This window comes from Nonlabens spongiae (assembly GCF_002117125.1).
Classification (GTDB): Bacteria; Bacteroidota; Bacteroidia; order Flavobacteriales; family Flavobacteriaceae; genus Nonlabens; species Nonlabens spongiae.
On sequence record NZ_CP019344.1, the window covers coordinates 1,244,159 to 1,264,886 of the forward strand.

A 20,728-nucleotide genomic window follows, 5' to 3' on the forward strand; every position below is an offset into this window, starting at 1 on the left:
ACCCCTTCCACACGGTCTCATTTGAAGCGCTCGACCAGTTGAACGTTAATGGTCCCTTCTTTATAATTGTAAGTATCTGTATTATATCTCACAACAGTTGGGACTGTATTATTTCCTTGGTAATAAAAATTGTTGTAGTATGATTTGACTCGCAAGCCTGACCGATTATATGCTCCATAACGTGCATAGACTGGATCAGTATCAGTCTCTGTGTTTTCATACTCCTTTGTGCTGACCAGAATTAATAAATCGGGATCTGAGCGATCTAAACGATATCCCGCGTCCATCATGCGTTCATTAATCTTCTGTATCACAAGTGTATTGACTTTATCATTTTGAGATTGATCGGGCATATGAATGGCTGCATTAGGCAAATAGGAAAAAGTGCTGTACTTATTGAGGTTGTCACCGGTAGGTTTTATAGCAGGATATGAAATAACGACATCGACAAAAATTTGAAAGATTTCATATATTTTATTTCAAAGTATCGATGAACGGTTATGTTTTTTTTAGTAAGGACATCATTAAATTAAAATCTACGAGATGCTAAGGCTTTCTTTCTATATCTAAGGATCAGAAGGATATTTTATTGTAAATTGATATTCTCTTGAGTTGCCGTTGATATGGTACTACTTCCCTAATCGCTGGGAAGTAGTCGACTGACACTTCTTTTAACAATATTTTAAAGTATTATTGTAGCTATAAATTCAACTTCAAAAGAAGATCATGAACAAGTTTCACTCTAGAATCCTTTTAGGAATTTTTGCTTTACTAATTATTCAATCTTGTAGTGATGATGATGATATTAGCATCCCAGAACCTGAAACAGCTGAGGCCTATGATGCTGAGGTCGTTACAGAATGGTATGACCTCATCGCAACACTCACCACTGAAACCGTAGGTTACACACCACCAGTGGCAGCTCGTGCCTTTGGCTACACGGGTGTCGCTCTTTATGAATCTGTGCAATATGGTATGCCAGATCATGCCTCATTATCTGGAAAAATTACAGATTTTGACCCGGTAATGTCTAACGTTGAAGGAAAAGAAATCTATTGGCCACTTGTTGCTAATGCGACACTTGCCGAAATGGTCAAGTATTTTTACAACAACGCTACATCTGAAAGGTATCAAGCCGTACTTGATCTAGAAACACGATTTAATGATCAGTTCAGGCCGTTGATTTCTGCACAAGCTTTTGAAAATTCAATTGCGTTATCCAGAGATGTGACCAGTGAGGTGATTGCCTATTCCCTGACAGATGGTGGCCACAATGCCCAGTTTAGAAACTTCCCTACAGATTATTCGCCGCCGGTAGGTCCGGGATTGTGGGTTCCTACGGCGCCTAGCTTTACACCCGCGCTGCAACCTTACTGGGGATCAAACAGACCCTTTCTAGAGGCAAATATTGAAAGTACTCAACCAGCTGATCCACCAGCCTACTCAACAGATTCAAGCAGTGTTTGTTACATGAGAGCAATGGAGGTTTATGAGACAGTAAATAATGCGACCGATGAAGAAATCATCATCGCCCAGTTCTGGTCAGACGATCCAGTAACCACGGCAACTCCTCCTGGTCATTCCATTTCTATTTTGAATCAATTACTAAGAGAAAACAACGCGAGCCTAGCTGAAGCTGCAGAAGCTTTTGGAAAACTAGGCATGGGAATTTCTGATGCGTTTGTCTCTTGCTGGAAAACTAAATATGAAACAAATTACCTACGCCCTATAACTTACATTCAAGATAATATAGACGCCTCGTGGATGCCTATTCTTCAGACTCCACCATTCCCAGAATACACTTCAGGACACTCTGTTCAGTCAGGAGCACTTGCAGAAATCATGACTGATATGTTTGGTGAGAATTATCAGTTCACAGACCACACTCATGAAAACCGCATTGATATCGATGGAACGCCGCGATCATACAGCGATTTCTATGAAATGGCAAACGAGGCAGCGCTCTCCCGTCTTTACGGTGGTATTCACTATGACGAGGCTATCTTTTTAGGTCTGGAGCAAGGTTATGCCATAGGACGTAACATAAATGCGCTGGATTTGAGGAATTAGACTCACATTACATAATTCTCAAAGCTCCTGAATTATTATTTCAGGAGCTTTTTAGTTTTTTACGCTTTCGCGAAAGCGAATACAATTCACTTCACCCGTAGATCAAAACCCCTAGCGGCGGTAAATTCAACTCTACACTCTGTTCTCGATTGTTCCATGGTTCTGATTGGGGTGTAAAGGACTTTTTGACCTTATAACCAGAGCCGTTGTATTTCTCATCATCACTATTCAGAAGCAACCGCATCTTTTTATTAGAAGGTAATCCTATGCGGTAATTTTCACGAGGAACCGGCGTCATGTTGCAAACAATTACGAGATGGCTGTCGCCTCCTTTTCTCACATAGCTTATTACAGAGTTCTGGTGATCGTCGTGCGAGATCCATTCAAATCCATCTGCTGTGAATTGATTTTGGGTTAAAGCTTCTCTTTTAGTATAAAGCTTGTTGAGATCAGCTATAAGATTTTGAATTCCTTGATGCGGTTCATAATCAGTTAAATGCCAGTCTAAACTGCCATTGAATTTCCATTCTTCGTGCTGGCCAAATTCACTTCCCATCATCAGGAGATTCCCTCCTGGATGGGTAAACATATAACTGTATAACAATCTCAAATTAGCAAAACGTTGCCAATCGTCTCCAGGCATGCGGCCTAAAATGGATTTTTTGCCATAAACCACCTCATCGTGGGAAAGTGGTAACATGAAATTTTCCGTGAAGGCATACGTCATAGAAAAGGTTAGGTCGTTTTGATGGTGGGTTCTGTAAATGGGTTCTTTTTTGAAGTATTCTAAGGTATCGTGCATCCAGCCCATCATCCACTTCATTCCAAAACCTAAACCGCCCATCGAAGTAGGACGTGTAACCATCGGGAAACTGGTACTTTCTTCAGCAATGGTTTGCACGTCAGGGTAATTTGCATAAACGGCCTCATTCATTTCACGTAAAAATGACATGGCCTCAAGATTCTCCCTACCACCTAATTCATTAGGCTCCCATTCCCCTTCATTACGTGAATAGTCAAGAAAAAGCATGCTGGCTACCGCATCAACACGTATTCCATCGATATGATATTTATCCAACCAAAACAGTGCATTACTGATCAAAAAACTTTTGACTTCATTGCGTCCGTAGTTAAATATAAGAGATTTCCAGTCGGGATGATAACCCTTTCTACGATCTGGATGCTCGTATAAATGTGAGCCATCAAAGAACCCCAAACCGTGAGCATCTTCTGGAAAATGGGACGGCACCCAGTCCAGAATTACACCTATACCTGCATTATGAAATGCATCAACAAGCTGAGCAAACTCTTCTGGATAGCCGAATCTTGATGTAGGCGCATAATAACCGGTTAATTGATATCCCCAACTTGGGTCATAGGGATATTCCATGATCGGCATGAATTCTACGTGCGTGAAGTTCATTTTCTTAACGTAGGGAACTAAATCTTCTGCAAGTTCCAGATAACTCAAGCTGCGATCTTCCTCTATCTTACGTTTCCAGCTACCTAGATGCACCTCATAAACTGAAAATGCAGAATCAAGAGCGTTATTTTTAGAACGCGATTGCATCCACTTTTTATCCTTCCATTCAGGCTGATAATCCCAGACTACGCTAGCCGTTTTGGGAGGATGCTCACATCTTCGGGCATAAGGATCCGCTTTTTCTGTTTTGATATCATTATTGCTGCTGTGGATTTTGTATTTATAGGTAGTACCCTGCTCCAATCCAGGAATGAATCCTTCCCAAATCCCACTGCTGTCCCAGCGCACCTCTAATGGGTGCTGACCTTCCACCCAATAATTGAAATCTCCAATAACTGAGACGGCTTTTGCGCTAGGTGCCCAAACTGCAAAATAGGTTCCTTTCACTCCGTCTATTTCAATAACGTGTGATCCAAATTTCTCGTAGAGCCGGTAATGCTTACCAGCTTTGAAAAGATTGATATCAAAATCTGTAAACAGTGAGTGGGATTGTACGTTAGGCATGTGATGTTGTTAGTCTATGAGTATTTGAGTTTGTGAGTATTTGAGTTTGTGAGTGTTTGAGTCTATCAGTCCAGACATAGTTTAAGGGTGAGTTTCTTTATTTTATTCTTTTTTCTTTTTCTTTTACCTATGGCCATGGGTGTTATGATTTCATGGTCGATGAGCATTTTGACTACGCTCTATGACAACGTAGTCGAAGCGCTCAAAGACTACTATTATAGATAAGGACTTTAACTATTCATAATTCTGCATTCTAAATTCTGAATTTTTCATTCTTTATACTTTCTCCTGCTCATAGTTCATAATACTATGGATGCCACGTAAAGGAATGATCGCCCAGCTGGGACGAGAATTAAATTCGTAGCCCAATTCATATATCGCTTTTTCCAGCAAGCAGAATTGCAAAAGAAAGTTCACTTCTTTTTGATAACCAATATTCAAATTATGATTATGGATGTGGTGTAAATAAGTATCTAAAAAAATGGAAATGAAGTATTTATACAACAATTCTCCAGCGGCGTACAGATCCTCCTTTGAAAGGGGCATTTCGTCTTGTATTTCAAAAATCGTTGCATAAATCGCATAATGAAAGCTACGGAACATGCCCGCGAGATCCTTTTGTGGCATTTGCTTCACCTTACGATCACGTATCGTGCTTTCTGGCTCACCCTCAAAATCCAATAGATAAAAATCATGACCGTCCAGCAGCACCTGACCCAGATGGTAATCACCGTGAACCCTAATGCGCTCCCCTTTCATACGGTGCCAGTCAAATTCAATAAACCGAGCTCTGATATCATTTTTGCGCTCTAGAAGTTCCTGTGCCAGCTCTAGCGACTCGCCTTTGAGTTTGTGCAAATTATTTTCTACTGTATTGAGTCGGTTTTGAAACATGTACAGCAGTCGGTTCTTGAGCCACACGTTGTAATCGCCGTTATATTTAGCTGCGGTGAATTTTAGGTCGTTGCGCTCTGCTCCTATCGCCACGTGAAACTGTGCGGTTCTCAAAGCAAGGGTGCGTATTTTCTTTAATAATTCCAGACCCGTCCAATCGATGATTTCAAGCGGGATATCATTGAGCTTGATGCGCTCAAACAGCTTGATATCTGGCAGGGATTTTATGTTGATACGCTTTCGCGAAAGCGTATCAAAAACAGTCCTTAATTCACCCAGCATCCATTCCCAGCCATCGCCTTGATTAGGTACTAATTTTTGCATGAGTGCCAGGGTAACATCGTGCTTCTTGACGATATTGAGATTGATCGACCCCATGTAAGTGGGTGATCGATCAAAGCTGGTTTGCTCTGTCAAATACCTACATATTTGATAGTCTGGATTGGTACTGCTATAAATCCTACGGAAAAACTTGACGATATAATCATCATTGAAGATAATGCTGGTATTGCTTTGCTCTGCGCCTAAAAACCTACTGGAACGATACTCTGTTTCCATAAGTCCCTCGCCAGCATGAAAGGCAATCGTACCCAAACCTTCAACAGGCTCAGACTCAATAATTTTTTCAAAAAGGACTTTTCTAAATGAGTCTAAAAAAAGTGCATCGACTAAATAACCGCTGGTATTGCCCAGTTTTATGGGCGCAATCAAACCGTTTCCTGCAACCTCCTTCTCTTCCACAAAACCTAGTGGCAAAAAATAATGCTGGTAGAAGGCTTCTTTAAAATTAACCTCCAGCAGCAAGCCATAAAAATGGTCGCCTTTGTGTGCGATCGTAAAAAACTCGCTGATTTCAAGATACTTCATCGTGCTGCTCTTGCCACCATACCAGCGCTGATCGATAATATAATGTTCTAAAACATCATCAGTAAGTTGTTTTTTGAACGCATCGTCATTGAGAAGTTCTTCCCATGATTTGGGATTTGAAAGCGTATTCTTAGGCATGGTTTCAATCAACAATTAGATCTAATAATCATAGGGTGTTGCAATACAAGGTTTGAAGATATGTAATTTACTTTACATATAAATTCCTAATTTCAAAAAGAAAGCTGCCTGCATTGCTGAATTCGTAAAAAGTTCAGGACAATAGTAAAATACCGAGGAGTTCTCTCAAGCAGTTCTAGCTAAAAGACATGCCAACACGGATAGTTGGCATGTCAACTTCTAAAATTCGGCACCAACATGCCAAGTTTTGGTCTTAGCATGTTTAGAAATTATCGCATTGTCTATTTCACCTCAAAAACATGTACTGGTAGAGCGTGATGTAATTTCACATAGTTGTGCGTTCCACCCCACTGATAGCTATTACCTGTAATCAAATCGTGTACCGTATAACCATCATTTTCAGAACGATGCATCTGGGCTAAAGGCATGGTCAACCAAGCTTCTTGATCGTAATGTGGATCGAGGCTTATCGCCACGATCACTTCACTGGTACGATCATCATTCCATTTGTAAAAGGTGAGTACCTGATCATTTTCATTATGAATGAATTCAATATTGCGAGTTTGCTGGAGTGCCTCATGTTCATGACGTGCCTCATTGATCTTTGATATCATCATGGTGAGCTTGTTGCGCAACTCCCAATCGTAGTTGGCAATCTGGAACTTTTCAGAATCTAGGTATTCTTCCTTACCAGGCAAAGCACTTGAGATCATCTGTTCAAATACAGGTCCGTAAATACCGATGCTGGAGCTCAAAGTTGCTGCTAGCGCGTAACGCTGCAAGTGGATATTTTCATTTCCACCTTGCAGAATCCATGGATTGATATCTGGAGTATTGGGCCAGAAATTAGGCTGCATATATTCTGCCTGTTCAGTTTTTGTGAGTTCGTTCAAGTATTCAGTCAGCTCGTGTTTATTGTTACGCCAGGTGAAATAGGTGTACGACTGCTGAAAACCTACTTTGGCGAGCTGGTGCATGACTTTAGGCTTGGTAAATGCCTCGGATAAGAATATCACGTCATTGTGTTTTTTCTTGACTTCAGAAATCAAATATTCCCAAAACAAGAAAGGTTTGGTATGTGGATTATCTACTCTGAACACCTTGATGTCAAATTCTTCCACCCAGTACAACGCGACTCTGAGCAATTCTTTCCAGAGGTTTTTCCAATCCTTGGTATCAAAATAGATGGGAAGAATATCTTGATATTTTTTTGGCGGATTCTCAGCGTATTGCACCGTTCCATCTGGCCGCCACTTGAACCATTGTTTGTGTTCCTTGACCCAGGGGTGATCAGGAGCAGCTTGTAAAGCGTAATCCATCGCCACCTCGATGCCCATAGACTTAGCCTCTTGAACCAGTTTTTTAAAATCTTTTTCTGAACCTAGATCAGGATGCAAGGACATATGTCCGCCATTTTTACTCCCTATTCCCCAGCACGAGCCTACATCGCCATCGTGCGCGGTTGTGGTATTATTTTTCCCTTTGCGATTCACATCACCGATCGGGTGAACAGGCGGAAAGTACAATGTATCAAAGCCCATTTCCTTGACGTAGGGAAGTTTATCGATGCAATCTTTAAAAGTTCCGTGCTCGTAATTTTTCCCAGCACTACGTGGAAAGAATTCATACCAGGTAGAGAAACGCGCTTTTTTGCGATCCACTTCACACAACAGGGTATCACCAACCGTTTTGCGCAGTGGAACTGGATACTTGACAAAAAGATCGTACAGTTTATCAGAAACCGCGGCTTCAACTGCGGTATCATAAGCGCTCTCTTCTTGGAACTGATCCTCAAGATCCTTGAGATATTTCTTTTCTGATTTGTTAGCTTTTTTGGCGATTTGCTCTAGGTAAGCCACACCTTCCAGCAGTTCACTCTTTACCTGCTGACCGTCTTCAATCTTTCGTTTGATACCGTGCTGCCAGTTGAGCGCATCGTCTATCCAGCCGCAAACACGGTAAGAATAAGCGCCTAATTTCTCAACTTGGAAACTTGCGGTCCAGTGATCGTTATGACCTACTTGCATGCGCACTTCTTGCCATTTACGGGCTTTTTCATGCTTGTATTGCAGTGCTGCCTGCACAATATCGTGGCCATCGCCTATAATTGTGGCTCCCACGGCAACGGTCTCATCTAGTACTCTCTTTATATTATAGCGTCCACCTTCTATTTTTGGCGTAACAGATTCTATGATGACTCTTTCTTGATTCATGTTTATTTGGTTTGGCTCAAAAGTATGAAAACCAGTGTTTCCCAAAAATGAAATCTACGAAAGCGATGTAGCGTGATCCTTTTGTGACGGGTATTTTGTGATCTCGCTTTCGCGAAAGCGGAACTACTTCTCTACTCTAATCAAATAATAGTATAAGTCATTATGCAATAGCTATAAAACTGGTAGTTTGAGCATGAAATATCTTTTAGGATTGTTACGATAATACCATTGATAACTCTTGGCAGGTCAAGCGTTAAAAGAATAAGTTAGTACATGCCTCTTATCGAAAAACCCCACATTGTAGCTGTATTCTTTCTAGCTCATTGCGTTATAAATTTAAATATTCTATTAATTTGTTGTAGAAATAATTGACTAATGAAAAATGTTTTTTGCGTGTTAAGTCTATTACTGACTTTTCTTACACTGCATGCGCAAGATCACCCACTGCAATCTCAAATAGATAGTCTTAACCTAAAAATCGAAAGTCAGAAGGGAGCCCAGCAACTGCAGGCTATCAAGCAGTTAGCAAAAATATACAGTGATCCCGTAAACCCTAAACTCGATAGCCTTACCCTACGCGGCTTGCAAATTGCTCGTGAATTAGGAGATATGAATACCGCAGCGAGTATGGCAACAAAGCAAATCGCATTCAAATTCAGAATCTTAAACCGTCCTGAACTGGCCGTACCCACGTTTGAAGATTTTTATCCTCAATTGGTCAAAGTAAGTAATGACTCCACAAAAGCGCAATTTCTATTAGAAAGTGCCCATTTATTTGCATTTTCTCCCATGCCTGAAAAATCACTGGATTTGTCAAATGAGGGGTTGGAAATTGATGGTGCTACTATTTTCCAAAAAGGCTCATTTCATCACGCTAAAGCACTGGCTTTATCGAACTCAGGACAATTTGCTATTGCTTCAGATCAGGCTCAGAAAGCATTAAAATTGTTTGATGACGAGCACATCACAGAAAAAATCGAGATTAGAGGACTGTTGAGCACACTCTATTCACGTATCGGGTTGAACGATCTTGCCATTGAAGAAAATAATGCGGCAATCAAGATGGCTCGCGAACTGGATAATCCCAGACTCCTATTAAGTTTTTATTTCAACCAAGCGACAAATTATCTTCATAAAAATGATCATTCAAACCGGATTGAATCCCTTAAAAAATCGCTATATCATGCTCGCAGATTGCCAGACCCCAGTATCATCGAGCCGCGTATCCTGGGCGCGACCATCCATGCCCACTTAGATGCAGATCAATTAGAAACGGCACTGCGGTACCACGACACCTTGCAATCACGCCCACCCTTTTACATAGAAGGTCCTAATGCTGGAGGCTATCAGTTGGTTTTAGGTAAGTTCGCTTTCGCGAAAGCGGACTATCAAACAGCTATAGAAAAGTTTGAAAAAGCACGACCTGCTATAATGAGCAGCCCAGATTACTACGATAAAATAGAATTTTTAACGGCGCTGAAAAAAATTTACAAAGCTGCAGGAAAGTATAGAAACCAGGCGGTAGTTGCTGATGAATTAGCTACAATCAAAGATTCCATATTAAATGTGCAACGTACCCAAGGATTAACTTTTTATCAAACCAAATATGAGCAGTCAAAAAGAGACGCCACTATTGCAGCACAACGTGATGAAATTAGTTATCTGGATGCGCAGAAGAGAATTCGGGATCTGTGGCTATTGCTGGGAGCGGTGGGACTGATTACGATTTTTGGAATCGTTTTTTTCATAAGACACCGTAAAACCCAGAAAGAAAAACAAAAGTTACAGCGCGCTTTTACACAAGACTTAATCCAGTCCATTGAGTCTGAGCGCCGTCGCATTTCCAGTCAGTTACATGATAGTGTAGGTCAATCTTTATTGGTTCTTAAAAATAATATGAAACAGGATGGAAATCAAAAAGATGTGGCGCTTATGGAGCAAACCATCGATGAGGTGCGCAATATGTCTCATAAAATGCATCCTTATCAATTTGGTGAGTTGGGGCTTATGGCGTCGATAGATCAACTGGTTGCCCAACTCAATGAAAGCTCAAACATATTTTACACATTTGAAGATCAGACTAATGGGACAACGGTAGACCCAGATCGCGGCATCTTGATGTACAGAATGTTGCAGGAATCCTTGCAAAATGTTGAAAAACACAGCCATGCCGCAGCATGTAAGGTTACCGCTACAACAATGGGACAAACTCTATCCATTACGGTTACTGATAATGGGAATGGATTTGATGTTGCTGCAGCCGGTATGAAAACCTTGGGACTGCAAACCCTGGAAGAACGTGCCACGATGATAGGCGCACAATTAACAATAGACAGCGAGTTGAACAAGGGAACCACGGTAACCATCAAAGCCCCTCATCATGTCTGATTCTAAAACAACGATTGTACTGGCAGATGATCACCCACTCATTCTGGAAGGGTTAAAAACCTATTTTTCCAGTACAAATTATGAGGTGGTTGCAACGGCAAGCGATGGCCAGACAGCGTACAACTTAATCTTACAGCACAATCCTGATTTTGCGGTGCTCGATGTTGAAATGCCTAAGCTCACCGGAATTGAAATTGCCCAAACCATTAAAGAAAAGAATATTTGTGTACATGTGGTGCTGCTCACCCTACTTAAAAGATCAACAATAGTTGATATGGTAGGAGATAGTATAGAGGGTTATCTGCTCAAAGATGATGCTATAGAGGAGTTGCCCAAATGCTTAGAATCAATCGCATCTGGACATACTTATACAAGTGAAAAGTTGCGATCCACCATTTTCAATCGCAGTAGCGCTGATTATGAACAATTGACCAGCAGTGAAAAAAAGATCCTGAGACTTCTATCCCAAAACTTAAGCAGCGCACAGATTGCTGATAGGCTATTCTTATCCAAAAGAACGATTGAAAAACACCGTAGTAACATCATTAAAAAACTTAAGTTAGATTCCAGACAAAACGCTCTGCTACTCTGGCTCAAGGATCATCCCGAAGCTATTGAGTAGTAGGTCTACTTATTTCCTTAAATAGGAATTGGCGATAGTTTTATGCCGTAGAAATCCCCTATTTAAAATTGACTGCAGTAACTGCTATTTTTCCTCCAGATTTACACTTTGTTGATCAGGTATTTCAAGTTTCTGTAACACCTGGATCAAAATTGAAGTTGTTACCCAGTGGAAATACATATATCATCGCAATAGAAGGCTGTGGAGCAAGAATATTTGATTCATGGCTCACTGGTATAATTGCGATTCCGCCATCAGATGCAATGATCTGTATTGAAACGGTAGATCAAACAAAATTACTTATCGCAAAATGTCATGGACTTACGGCTTTTAATATAAGTCAGGCGCTTGGAGCCGACCACAAAAATCCTTTTACGGTAGTGTCCCAAAAGTTTATAAAAGAATATCCATCAAAAAAAATTGAAGATTCCTTTTACAAGATACTATCAGGTTTAAAAATACCAGAACACACACCAGATTTGTACATAATTCTTAAGTATATAGAACGTCTTAGGGGAAAAGTTTCAATTAATGAAATCATAGATCGTTATTGTATTTCAACCCGTAAACTGCAAGTTGCGTTCAACGCCTATCTATTCACATCAGTCAGTTTGTACATTAGAAAAGTGGCTTATTATTACTCGATGATTGATCTAATCAAGGGTGCAGACATATCTTCTACTATTGGTGGACACGGTTTTAATAATGAAACGCAATTCTGGAAGACTGCTGCGGGAATCAATCAGGATTTTGTATCACATAGCAAAATCTTTCTTACCCAACTTAGTGAAGAATTAATAATCATTCAGGACGATGGCTGTGTATACGCTTAATTTATCTATCTGACCTGAATAAGCTGGCTTGAAGACGAAGTCGTAGGTCTACGTATTTCATAGGCTGACCTCTCAATTTAATTTTACTCAGAATCTAATGATCAGTAATATTTTAATACTGGTATGTAAGTATTTAGAACAGCAGACAAGGGAGCCTCAACAAATTTTAAGAATTTAATTATGAAAACACGATTACTAAGTTTAATGACTTGTTTAATTGCTTATATAGCAATGGCACAGGTTGATGTAAGAACGCAAAACATAAGCGTGGATCTAGATGCGACGGGAAATGCTTCAATTACCGCGCAAGATATTGATAATGGGTCAGTAAGTGTTACGGGAATGGATTATGTGAACGGGCCAGAAATAAATATAGTAGGTAGTGGTGGTGGAGAAATTGCTTTTGGTTCTGGCTTTGCGACTTCTAGCAGTAACGGTCTTCCTCTTTCAATTGCTGCCTCTCACAGCAGTTTCCAGACCAGTCCTGCATTTGATGGCGTCAAGGTAAGAGTTGGAGACTACATATATTTGAGATGTACCTTAAATAATGGATCGCGTCCTTCTAACGAGATTTTAGGTTTCAATAACGGATCGGGAAGGGTGACTTGGGGAGGTTCGACAACTGGAACTTTTGCAAATCGCAGTCAATATTTAATAGAGCAAGATGGCAAAACACAAGGAGATCTCATCGACTTCTCTTTGCCATTTAGCATGCGACTTTTAGTCAACTCTAGATATTTGGGTCAATCAGGTAGTGTATTTGATGATTTTGCTACACCGCAACCCTTAACTATTGATCTTGTTTCTGGCGATCCGGGTTTTGAGGACGCGACTTCAGGTTTGTCCTTAAGTTTAGATCAAACCACTTTTGATTGTGAAGAGATTGAAGGACAAGATCAACGTGCGCTTAATTTCCAATCAGGTGCGCAGGGAATTAGTTTAGGCAATGTATCAGATTTTTTGGGTTCATTTACTACAGAGATGTGGATCAATACCAATATGCCTAATCAAATGCTTATGGCTAAATGGCGAACGGGTTCTTATGGCAGGTTCCACTGGTATATACAGAGTGATGGAAAAATTAGAATAGCCACTAACAGACCACCTTTTGACAGTACAGTAATTCCATCTTCAACCACAAACGTGGCAGATGGGCAGTGGCACCATATTGCTTGTGTTTATGAATATGACAACTCGACAAGTTTAGGTGTCTTAAAAATATACGTCGATGGCACTCTGGAAGATACCAGTAATCCAGTCGACATAAGTCCGAGCGCAAACGGTCAGATCCTTCAAATAGGTACAGAAGAAAATCCGAGCCCTACCGTACCAAACTTCACAAGTGGGTTGATGGATGACATAAGGATATGGGAGACCGCCAGAACAGCCGCTCAAATAAATGAAGGGATCTACGCACCAGTAAACCCCACTACGGAAGGTTTGATCTCCTATTATTCATTTGACGGTACTAGTAATCAATTAGAAGACCTTACAGGAAATCAATTACCCATAAGCATCAACAACACAAATATCACCCAAACTCTCACAGCAGGATCTCCAGTTGCTCAAGGAATCTTAGTTACACTAACCGGAACAGACAGCGCCAGCAACTCAGCCACAGGAAACGTATTTGTAAATGTGGTGGATAATACTTCCCCTATCTTAACATGCCCATCAGACATAAACGTTGAGGCAACCTCGACTAGCGGTGAGACGGTTAAATTCGATTTTCCGACCGTAAGCGATAATTGTGAGACAGGTGGAGTAGCGATAAATGCACTAGAAACTCTTGCACCAGATGGAATGTCGTTCTTGGATACCTACAATGGTAGTGCTTACTTTATTTCTGATGCAGCAGACACTGGGGTTAATAATTTCGCTTTCGCGAAAGCGCAAGGCTACAACCTCATCACTATTAATGATGCAGATGAAGAATCATTTCTGACAGGAGCGCTCACGGCAGCAGGTGCAAACAACATACTAATCGGTTACAACGATATAGACAATGAAGGAACCTTTGTATGGCAAGATGGTTCTAATTCAACCTACACAAACTGGCGCAGCAATGAGCCGAACAATTCTGGTGATGAAGATTATACTCAACTAGTCGTGTTATCAGGAGCTTGGGGCTGGAATGATACCAGTGCAAATTCAGCGATAAAATTTGTAGTAGAAATCCCTTTATCGGGAATTATGCAACCAACCAATACAACTGCCATAGGAACCTTTGAAGGACATACCTATTTTATATCAAATAATAGTGCTTCAGCCTCACAAGCTTTTAACAATGCTGCTCAAGCAGGTTACTCATTAGCAAGCATTTCAAGCGTAGAAGAAAATCAGTTTTTACAATCATATTTAAACTCCAATGGAATTTCAGATGTTCACATAGGATTAAATGATTTGGGTACTGAAGGCGTTTATGCGTGGCAAAATGGTGAAACTTTTTCTTATTCAAATTGGGCTAGCGGAAACCCCAGCAATTCAGGAGGTGCTGAAGATTACGGTGAATTACAAACGAATGGTGAATGGAATGATATCCCAGCGTCATTATCCCAGCGTTACATCATTGAGGTGCCATCTCAACTCATTCAGACCGCAGGGTTTGAAAGCGGTATCTTACAGACCGCAGGGAATTATACAAACTCATTCAATTATTACGCCCAAGATAGTAGCGTTCAAACTTGTTCATTTAACGTGACCATTGCGCCGCAATCCTTCCCTATCTTAAGCAATGTAACCATTGCATCTAACAATAGTGGTAATAGCACGATTGCAAAGGCAAATGATAGAATTATTATTAATGCAGTTGCCAGTGAAGAATTAAATAATATAGCTGTAACCATTGCTGGGCAAACTGCTAACGTATCCAGAACACCTAATACCTTGAATTATAGTTTTGACATTTCTGTGCCTAGAATTCAAGATGCAAACCTTTCCAGTTTGCCTAATGGCATTGCAACATTCACAATCGATTTTGAAGATCAGGTAGGAAATACCGGTACTCAAGTGACCACTACGACAAATGGCTCACAGGTCACCATCAATCGAACACCCCCCACAGCCATTGCTCAAGATGTGGAATTATGCCCAGATTCTTCAGGTAACTATAATCTGACCGCAGCCGCTGTAGACGATGGATCAAACGATGTGGATGGTGGCGTTAATTTAACCATAGGCACTTCTTTGACAACTAATAGACCTTCCATTTCATACAATCAAACTCATATAAATGAAGGAAGTGTTTATTTTGACGGGAATAACAAACGTATCTCTACCACAGTCACCGGTATACCTACTGGAAATGCTGCGAGAACCATTGAATTTTGGATGAAACCAGAAAATACAGGTGGTAATCAATTTGTTGTCAACTATGGTGCAAATTCTCCTACAAGATTCTTTGGTGTGTTACTGCAAACAAATGGAGATATGATATTAGGATTTAATGGCTCAGGTAGGTTTATCAGGATTAGTGGAATCGTATCTTATAATTTATGGTCACATTATGCGATAAGTTATGACAATAGAAACTTTAAAATCTATAAAAATGGAAACCTCATAACCGATACTAACATTGGTTTTGACCTAAATACAGCCTCATCAGACCTCTTCTTAGGTAACAATTTAGGCAACACTAATGCTGATTTTAGAGGCAATTTATCAGAATTAAGACTTTACGACTATGCAAAAACGGGTACACAGGTTCTATCAGAATACAATAGTTACTCCGCTGGAAATGAGCCTGGCTTAATCTATTACAACAAATTAAATGAAGGAACCGGCGGCGCCATCAACGATGGACGTTTCAATACAGCAGGGAATCTAGCTGTAGGTGGTGGTGGCAGTGAACCCGTATGGTCCACAGATTATCCTGATGCTAGTTTTCAAAATGAGATAGGTACTTACCATACTGTTCTTGCTGTAACAGATTCAAATGGAAATCGAGCTACTGATGAAGCAATAGTTATTTTAAAGGATGATATACCTATTGCAAGAAGCCAGGATGTAACTGTCGTACTGGACGCATCGGGCAATGCGGTTATAACAACCGCCATGGCAGATGATGGAACAATCTCCTGTAGCGGTCATACGCTCAGTTTGACTAATGATACCTTTACCTGTATCGACCTGGAACGTCGTGCGTCAGGGTCCGTGAATTTTGAATATCAAAGTGCTGTTGTCAATCATTCTAACCTTCCTACCGGTAATGCACCACGCACTGCGATGATGTGGGTGAAGCCTAACAATGCCAGTGTTTTCAACAGTAACCGGACTTTCTTCATGTGGTATGGAGATGGAGCATTAAATCGACTATTTACCTTTGGGGCTTTAAACGGAAAGCTGCAGGCAGACATGTATGCAAACAACCTTGACACTAACGCATCCATTCCCCCTGGTCAGTGGTCTCATGTCGCTATAACGCATGATGGCACTACGTTCAAATTATTTCTCAATGGGGAACAAGTGGGTGAAAAAGCGAGCACAATTAACACCACTGTAAACTCTGGAAATTCTGTAGGTATAGCAGGTAGAAGTATCAGCACAGATAATCGTTTTAGAGGTAAAATGGCAGATGTGGTCATGCTGGACTACGCTATCGATCCAAATGAACTTAAGTCGTTCTACTTAAATCGTATAGACCCAAATCAATCTGGATTAGTGATGTACTATCCGCTCAACGAGCAAACGAGTGCTCAAGATCTTTCCTCTCCATCTGGTGATGCGATCACATTGGGAATTCCTGCTGCTAGGAATGACAAAGCTCCATCAGCAGACAGCCCTACTCTACTCGACGCAGGACCCTATAGCACATTAATTGCTACCTCAACCACAGATGCGACTAAGAAATCAAGCGATACCTTTCTAGTGGCACTGTCAGAGAGCGAATTGCCAGTTATTACCCTTGTGGGTGATCAAAATATTGTACTTCCAGTTAATGGTTCTTATATAGAGCAAGGTGCCACGGCTACTGACAACTGTGGGCTGGATGCAGCTGGAGTTGTGATAGGAGGCGACACGGTAGACACCAGTACAAACGGTACATATATCGTTACTTATAACGTACAGGATACTTCAGGCAATGCAGCTGCTCAAGTTACACGCACCGTCGTCGTAGATGGCATACCTCCTGGTGTGGTAGATGCTTCAATAAGTAGTGATAATAGTACAAGTTCCGCTTTCGCGAAAGCGGGAGATCAAATAACCCTCACTTTTACCACGAGTGAAGAGGTACTAACACCTGTTGTTCAAATCGCTGGGCGCACGGCTACGGTAAATGCTACTAGAAACAGTAATGAGTATAAGGCGCAAATTTTAATACCTGGTGTTAATAGCGCGAGCATGACTTCCCTACCTGACGGTTTGTTGAACTTTACCATTGGTCTTACAGATCTAGTGGGTAATGATTCCACAGGTATCACCGGTATCACAGACGGCAGTAGCGTAACTCTAGACCGCACCACACCCGTAGTTACCACCCAAAATGCAACCATTACTCTAGATGCAAATGGGGATGCCTCTATTACTCAAGCAGATGTCGTAGATACGATCGTAGAGACAAATCCCGACTCCGTAATCATCTCTCAAACTACATTTACCTGTGCAGATACAGGCATTCAAGCTGTTTTGATAACCGCTACAGATCAGGCTGGGAACACTGCTGTACAAAATGCGCTGGTAAACGTAGACGATGCTATCGCACCCGTGTTATCACTCAATGGGGCTGCAACGATTACGATACAGCGCGGTGTCACTTTTATAGACCCTGGAGTAACCGTGACCGATAACTGTAGCTCATCGATCACACCGATAGTAGGTGGAGATACAGTAAATATTAATGCAACGGGCTCCTATTTAGTTACCTACAATGCAACAGATCTAGCAGGCAATGCAGCCACAGAGATTACACGCACCGTCGAGGTGACTAACGGTGACTTTATCTATGATAACGGTTCATGGACACCTAATGATCCCACGCTTGCTAGTAATCCCTCAACCTTTGTGGATAACATTATTATAAGGGAGAGTACGACCTTAAGTTCTGTGATCAGAACACATGACCTAAGCGTGGAAACTGGAGCTACCCTTACTCTAAGCAGTGGCAGTAGGCTCATCATTGATAATATCGTAACCGCTCAAGCCATAAATGGTCCAGAAGCAACCATTTTAGCCTATGGTCAGTCATCCCAACCTTGGACGTTGAACAATACCGTTATTGGAACGCTAGAACTTGCAAATGCGACCTTGAATCTAGATGGGGACATAAGAATAACTGACAAGATATTTAACGATGATACAGTCAGTAATTCCGTTCTCAACATTGCTGGCTCAAGTTTGATCTTTACCAGTAGTGAAACAGGAACGGCCGTGATAGATGGTGCTAATTTGACTATAAACGGCGTCGTAAAAACTGAAAATTATTTTGCAGATAGAAGGGCTTTCCGTTTTGTTACGCCATCTGTGCAATCTACTACATCCATTTACGACAACTGGCAAGAAAGCGGTGCTGAGACAAGTGGTTTCGGTACAGATATTACTGGCGGTTCCCTCTCAAACGGTTTTGATCAGTCAGGTTCTGGTAACCCGTCCATGTTCAGCTGGAATAACAGCTCGCAACAATGGCAAGCTCAAGCCAGCACAAACGCCCCTACTGATTTGCTCGTGCCAGGAACCCCATACCGATTGATGGTAAGAGGAGATCGTAGAATTGATTTAAGTAATAATTCAAGCCAGTCCAGTACCACTTTAAGAGCGGAGGGAACCTTATTGAATTCCACTTATTCATTGCCTAACCCTGCTACAACACTCAATGAATATATGATGTTGCCTAACCCATATCAGTCAGAGCTTCCGCTTGGGGCTATGATGAGACAGCAATTTAATGGTAGTAATACCTTATTGAGTGCAATGGGCGACAGTTTTTACTACATCTGGGATCCTATAGTAAATACACGTGGGGCATATCGCACCTATAGTCGTCAACTGGATCAACTGATTGGACCTAGTTCATCTGATTCAAGATTTGAGCAAGGTGTTTTGAAACCAGGACAAGTAGCCTTTGTCGTGGCATCAGGAGTACCTAGTGGCAGCATTTCAATACCCAAATGGAATAATGCAATTATACCACCTCCTGTATCGATTCTAAATCAAAATCCTTCTGAGCTCAGGTTAGAACTATTTGAGGAAACCGATTATCAAAACAATAATGGTTCTTTAGATCAATTACTTGTGCAGTTCTCAGCAACTGGGAATAATTCATTTGATCATCTGGACGCACTTAAGTTTGCTAATCTTGACGAGACGCTTAGCAGGTTTTTGACCAGTACAGGTGGATATCTTGTAATTGAAGACAGAAACTTGCCTCAAGCTGGAGAAGAATTAGAGCTGTCATTGACTAATCTGCGCCACAGCAACTATGTTTTTGAGTCACAACCGCTCAACCTGTTGATGAGTCAGGCCTATCTTGTAGATACTTTTGCTGGCAACCGTATCGCACTGGATAATTCACAGATCACAACTTATTCTTTTACCGTAGATCAGAATGATGTCAATTCACAAGCAAGTAACCGTTTCCGTATAGAATTTGAGGACGTGACATTGAGTGTGGATGATCCCGCTTTCGCGAAAGCGCAAATATCCCTCTACCCTAACCCTGCGATTGATGGCTACTTTAATCTGGACTTTATGGGAATCGAGGGTGAGAAGACTGTTCAGGTAGTCGATCTTCAGGGAAGACTGGTGGAAAGCTACCGCACTACAGAAACACAGTTGTTCAAAATAAATACCGAAAACATGGCCGCTGGAGTCTATCTGGTTGAGGTAGATGGAGGTATTGGCACCGCCAGTTTCAAAGTAGTGGTTGAGTAATTGAACCAAACTAAAACGTGAAATCCCGATCTCAAATTAGATCGGGATTTTTTTTCATTAGTTCTTTAACTGATATAATCGAATTACTTACGTTTTCTGTTTTTCCTTAGCCCTATGAACAGATATTTTGAGATTGACCTCCTTTCTATAGTTAGCAGATAATGGTACTGAGTGTTTGGCTATAAGAATCTCATCCTGATTAAGAGAATTAATTTGATTTAAGTTAACAATATATCTCCTATGGCACTGTATAAAGTGGTCTGGTAAACTGAACCGATCGTAAACTTCGTTCAATTTCATTCTTTGCTTGATAACCATATGGTTGCATTGGATAAACACGTAATTTTTATCTGAGTAGATAAATTGGATGCTTGAGTGTTCCACTTTAATCATCTCACGATCGTGTTTGATAAAAAAGTTGCTTCCAGATTCATTTTGGTCATATCCCGGACGATTCTTAGCAGATTCTTTACCTCTAGCATGTGCTAATTCAATAGTTGTTATCAACGTGGGCTTATTAAATGGCTTCATGAGGTAACCATCTGGAACTACTTCTTTGATTTGAGAAAGAACATGGTCATTCCCCATAGCTGTCAGAAAAATAATTTTGATATGCGGGTAGTCAGCTCGCAGTTTTTTTGCTAGCCACAACCCATTCTTGCTTCCTTTTAAATTATAATCTAAAAGAAAGATATCAGGTTGACTTTCATTTAGGTCGGCAAGTGCTTTTTCTGCTGTGGCAGCACCGCCCATAAATGAGAATCCAGCATTGATTAATATGCTGCTCAATGCGGCTCGAGTCATGGCGAGATCCTCGACTACGTACACCTTAATTTTACCTTTTTCCATA

General features: G+C 41.0%; 10 protein-coding genes. 5 read left to right on the forward strand and 5 right to left on the reverse strand.

What is annotated here, in order from left to right; translation table 11 throughout:
- Positions 1-17: 17 nt before the first annotated feature.
- Entirely contained in the window at positions 18-473 is a 456-nt protein-coding gene (locus tag BST97_RS05715; RefSeq protein ID WP_085766326.1) for a DUF4136 domain-containing protein, read from the reverse strand.
- Between the two features lie 253 nt (positions 474-726).
- Between BST97_RS05715 and BST97_RS05720 the strand changes: the two genes are divergently transcribed.
- Positions 727-2,070 (forward strand): vanadium-dependent haloperoxidase, encoded by a 1,344-nt coding sequence (locus BST97_RS05720; protein WP_085766327.1) that lies wholly within the window; start codon positions 727-729, stop codon positions 2,068-2,070.
- A gap of 91 nt (positions 2,071-2,161) precedes the next feature.
- Here BST97_RS05720 and glgB read toward each other — a convergent pair whose 3' ends face one another.
- The 3 genes from glgB to BST97_RS05735 form a co-directional block, all read right to left on the reverse strand.
- Positions 2,162-4,057, reverse strand: coding sequence for a 1,4-alpha-glucan branching protein GlgB (gene glgB, locus BST97_RS05725; RefSeq protein WP_085766328.1), 1,896 nt, complete (start codon positions 4,055-4,057; stop codon positions 2,162-2,164).
- Positions 4,058-4,333: 276 nt separating this feature from the next.
- On the reverse strand, positions 4,334-5,956 hold the full coding sequence (locus BST97_RS05730; RefSeq protein ID WP_085766329.1) for a maltokinase N-terminal cap-like domain-containing protein: 1,623 nt from the start codon (positions 5,954-5,956) through the stop codon (positions 4,334-4,336).
- 281 nt (positions 5,957-6,237) lie between these two features.
- The gene (locus BST97_RS05735) at positions 6,238-8,169 is read right to left on the reverse strand and encodes an alpha-1,4-glucan--maltose-1-phosphate maltosyltransferase (RefSeq protein WP_085766330.1); all 1,932 of its coding nucleotides are present in this window, start codon (positions 8,167-8,169) and stop codon (positions 6,238-6,240) included.
- Positions 8,170-8,562: 393 nt separating this feature from the next.
- On the opposite strand from BST97_RS05735, the gene BST97_RS05740 reads away from it, so the two are divergent.
- From BST97_RS05740 to BST97_RS05755, 4 genes are all read left to right on the forward strand, one after another.
- On the forward strand, positions 8,563-10,557 hold the full coding sequence (locus BST97_RS05740; RefSeq protein ID WP_169711536.1) for a tetratricopeptide repeat-containing sensor histidine kinase: 1,995 nt from the start codon (positions 8,563-8,565) through the stop codon (positions 10,555-10,557).
- Positions 10,550-11,179 carry a response regulator gene (locus BST97_RS05745; protein WP_085766332.1) on the forward strand — a complete coding sequence of 210 codons (630 nt, stop codon included), beginning with the start codon at positions 10,550-10,552 and terminating at the stop codon, positions 11,177-11,179. Before BST97_RS05740 ends, BST97_RS05745 begins: the two co-directional genes overlap by 8 nt.
- 68 nt (positions 11,180-11,247) lie before the next feature.
- The gene (locus tag BST97_RS05750; RefSeq protein WP_085766333.1) at positions 11,248-12,012 is read left to right on the forward strand and encodes a hypothetical protein; all 765 of its coding nucleotides are present in this window, start codon (positions 11,248-11,250) and stop codon (positions 12,010-12,012) included.
- 180 nt (positions 12,013-12,192) lie between these two features.
- A complete protein-coding gene (locus BST97_RS05755) occupies positions 12,193-19,878 on the forward strand; it encodes a LamG-like jellyroll fold domain-containing protein (RefSeq protein ID WP_085766334.1) in 7,686 nt (2,561 codons plus the stop codon).
- An 87-nt stretch (positions 19,879-19,965) separates the two neighbouring features.
- Here the strand turns inward: BST97_RS05755 and BST97_RS05760 are convergent, their stop codons facing one another.
- Positions 19,966-20,727 (reverse strand): LytR/AlgR family response regulator transcription factor, encoded by a 762-nt coding sequence (locus BST97_RS05760; protein ID WP_085766335.1) that lies wholly within the window; start codon positions 20,725-20,727, stop codon positions 19,966-19,968.
- Between the last annotated feature and the right edge of the window lies 1 nt (position 20,728).

What these genes read in the sequence shown, in the direction of transcription:
- BST97_RS05720 (WP_085766327.1), top strand. Translation starts at nt 727, where the DNA reads ATGAACAAGTTTCACTCTAGAATCCTTTTAGGAATTTTTGCTTTACTA.
- glgB (WP_085766328.1), bottom strand. Translation starts at nt 4,057, where the DNA reads ATGCCTAACGTACAATCCCACTCACTGTTTACAGATTTTGATATCAAT.
- BST97_RS05730 (WP_085766329.1), bottom strand. Translation starts at nt 5,956, where the DNA reads ATGCCTAAGAATACGCTTTCAAATCCCAAATCATGGGAAGAACTTCTC.
- BST97_RS05735 (WP_085766330.1), bottom strand. Translation starts at nt 8,169, where the DNA reads ATGAATCAAGAAAGAGTCATCATAGAATCTGTTACGCCAAAAATAGAA.
- BST97_RS05745 (WP_085766332.1), top strand. Translation starts at nt 10,550, where the DNA reads ATGTCTGATTCTAAAACAACGATTGTACTGGCAGATGATCACCCACTC.
- BST97_RS05755 (WP_085766334.1), top strand. Translation starts at nt 12,193, where the DNA reads ATGAAAACACGATTACTAAGTTTAATGACTTGTTTAATTGCTTATATA.
- BST97_RS05760 (WP_085766335.1), bottom strand. Translation starts at nt 20,727, where the DNA reads ATGGAAAAAGGTAAAATTAAGGTGTACGTAGTCGAGGATCTCGCCATG.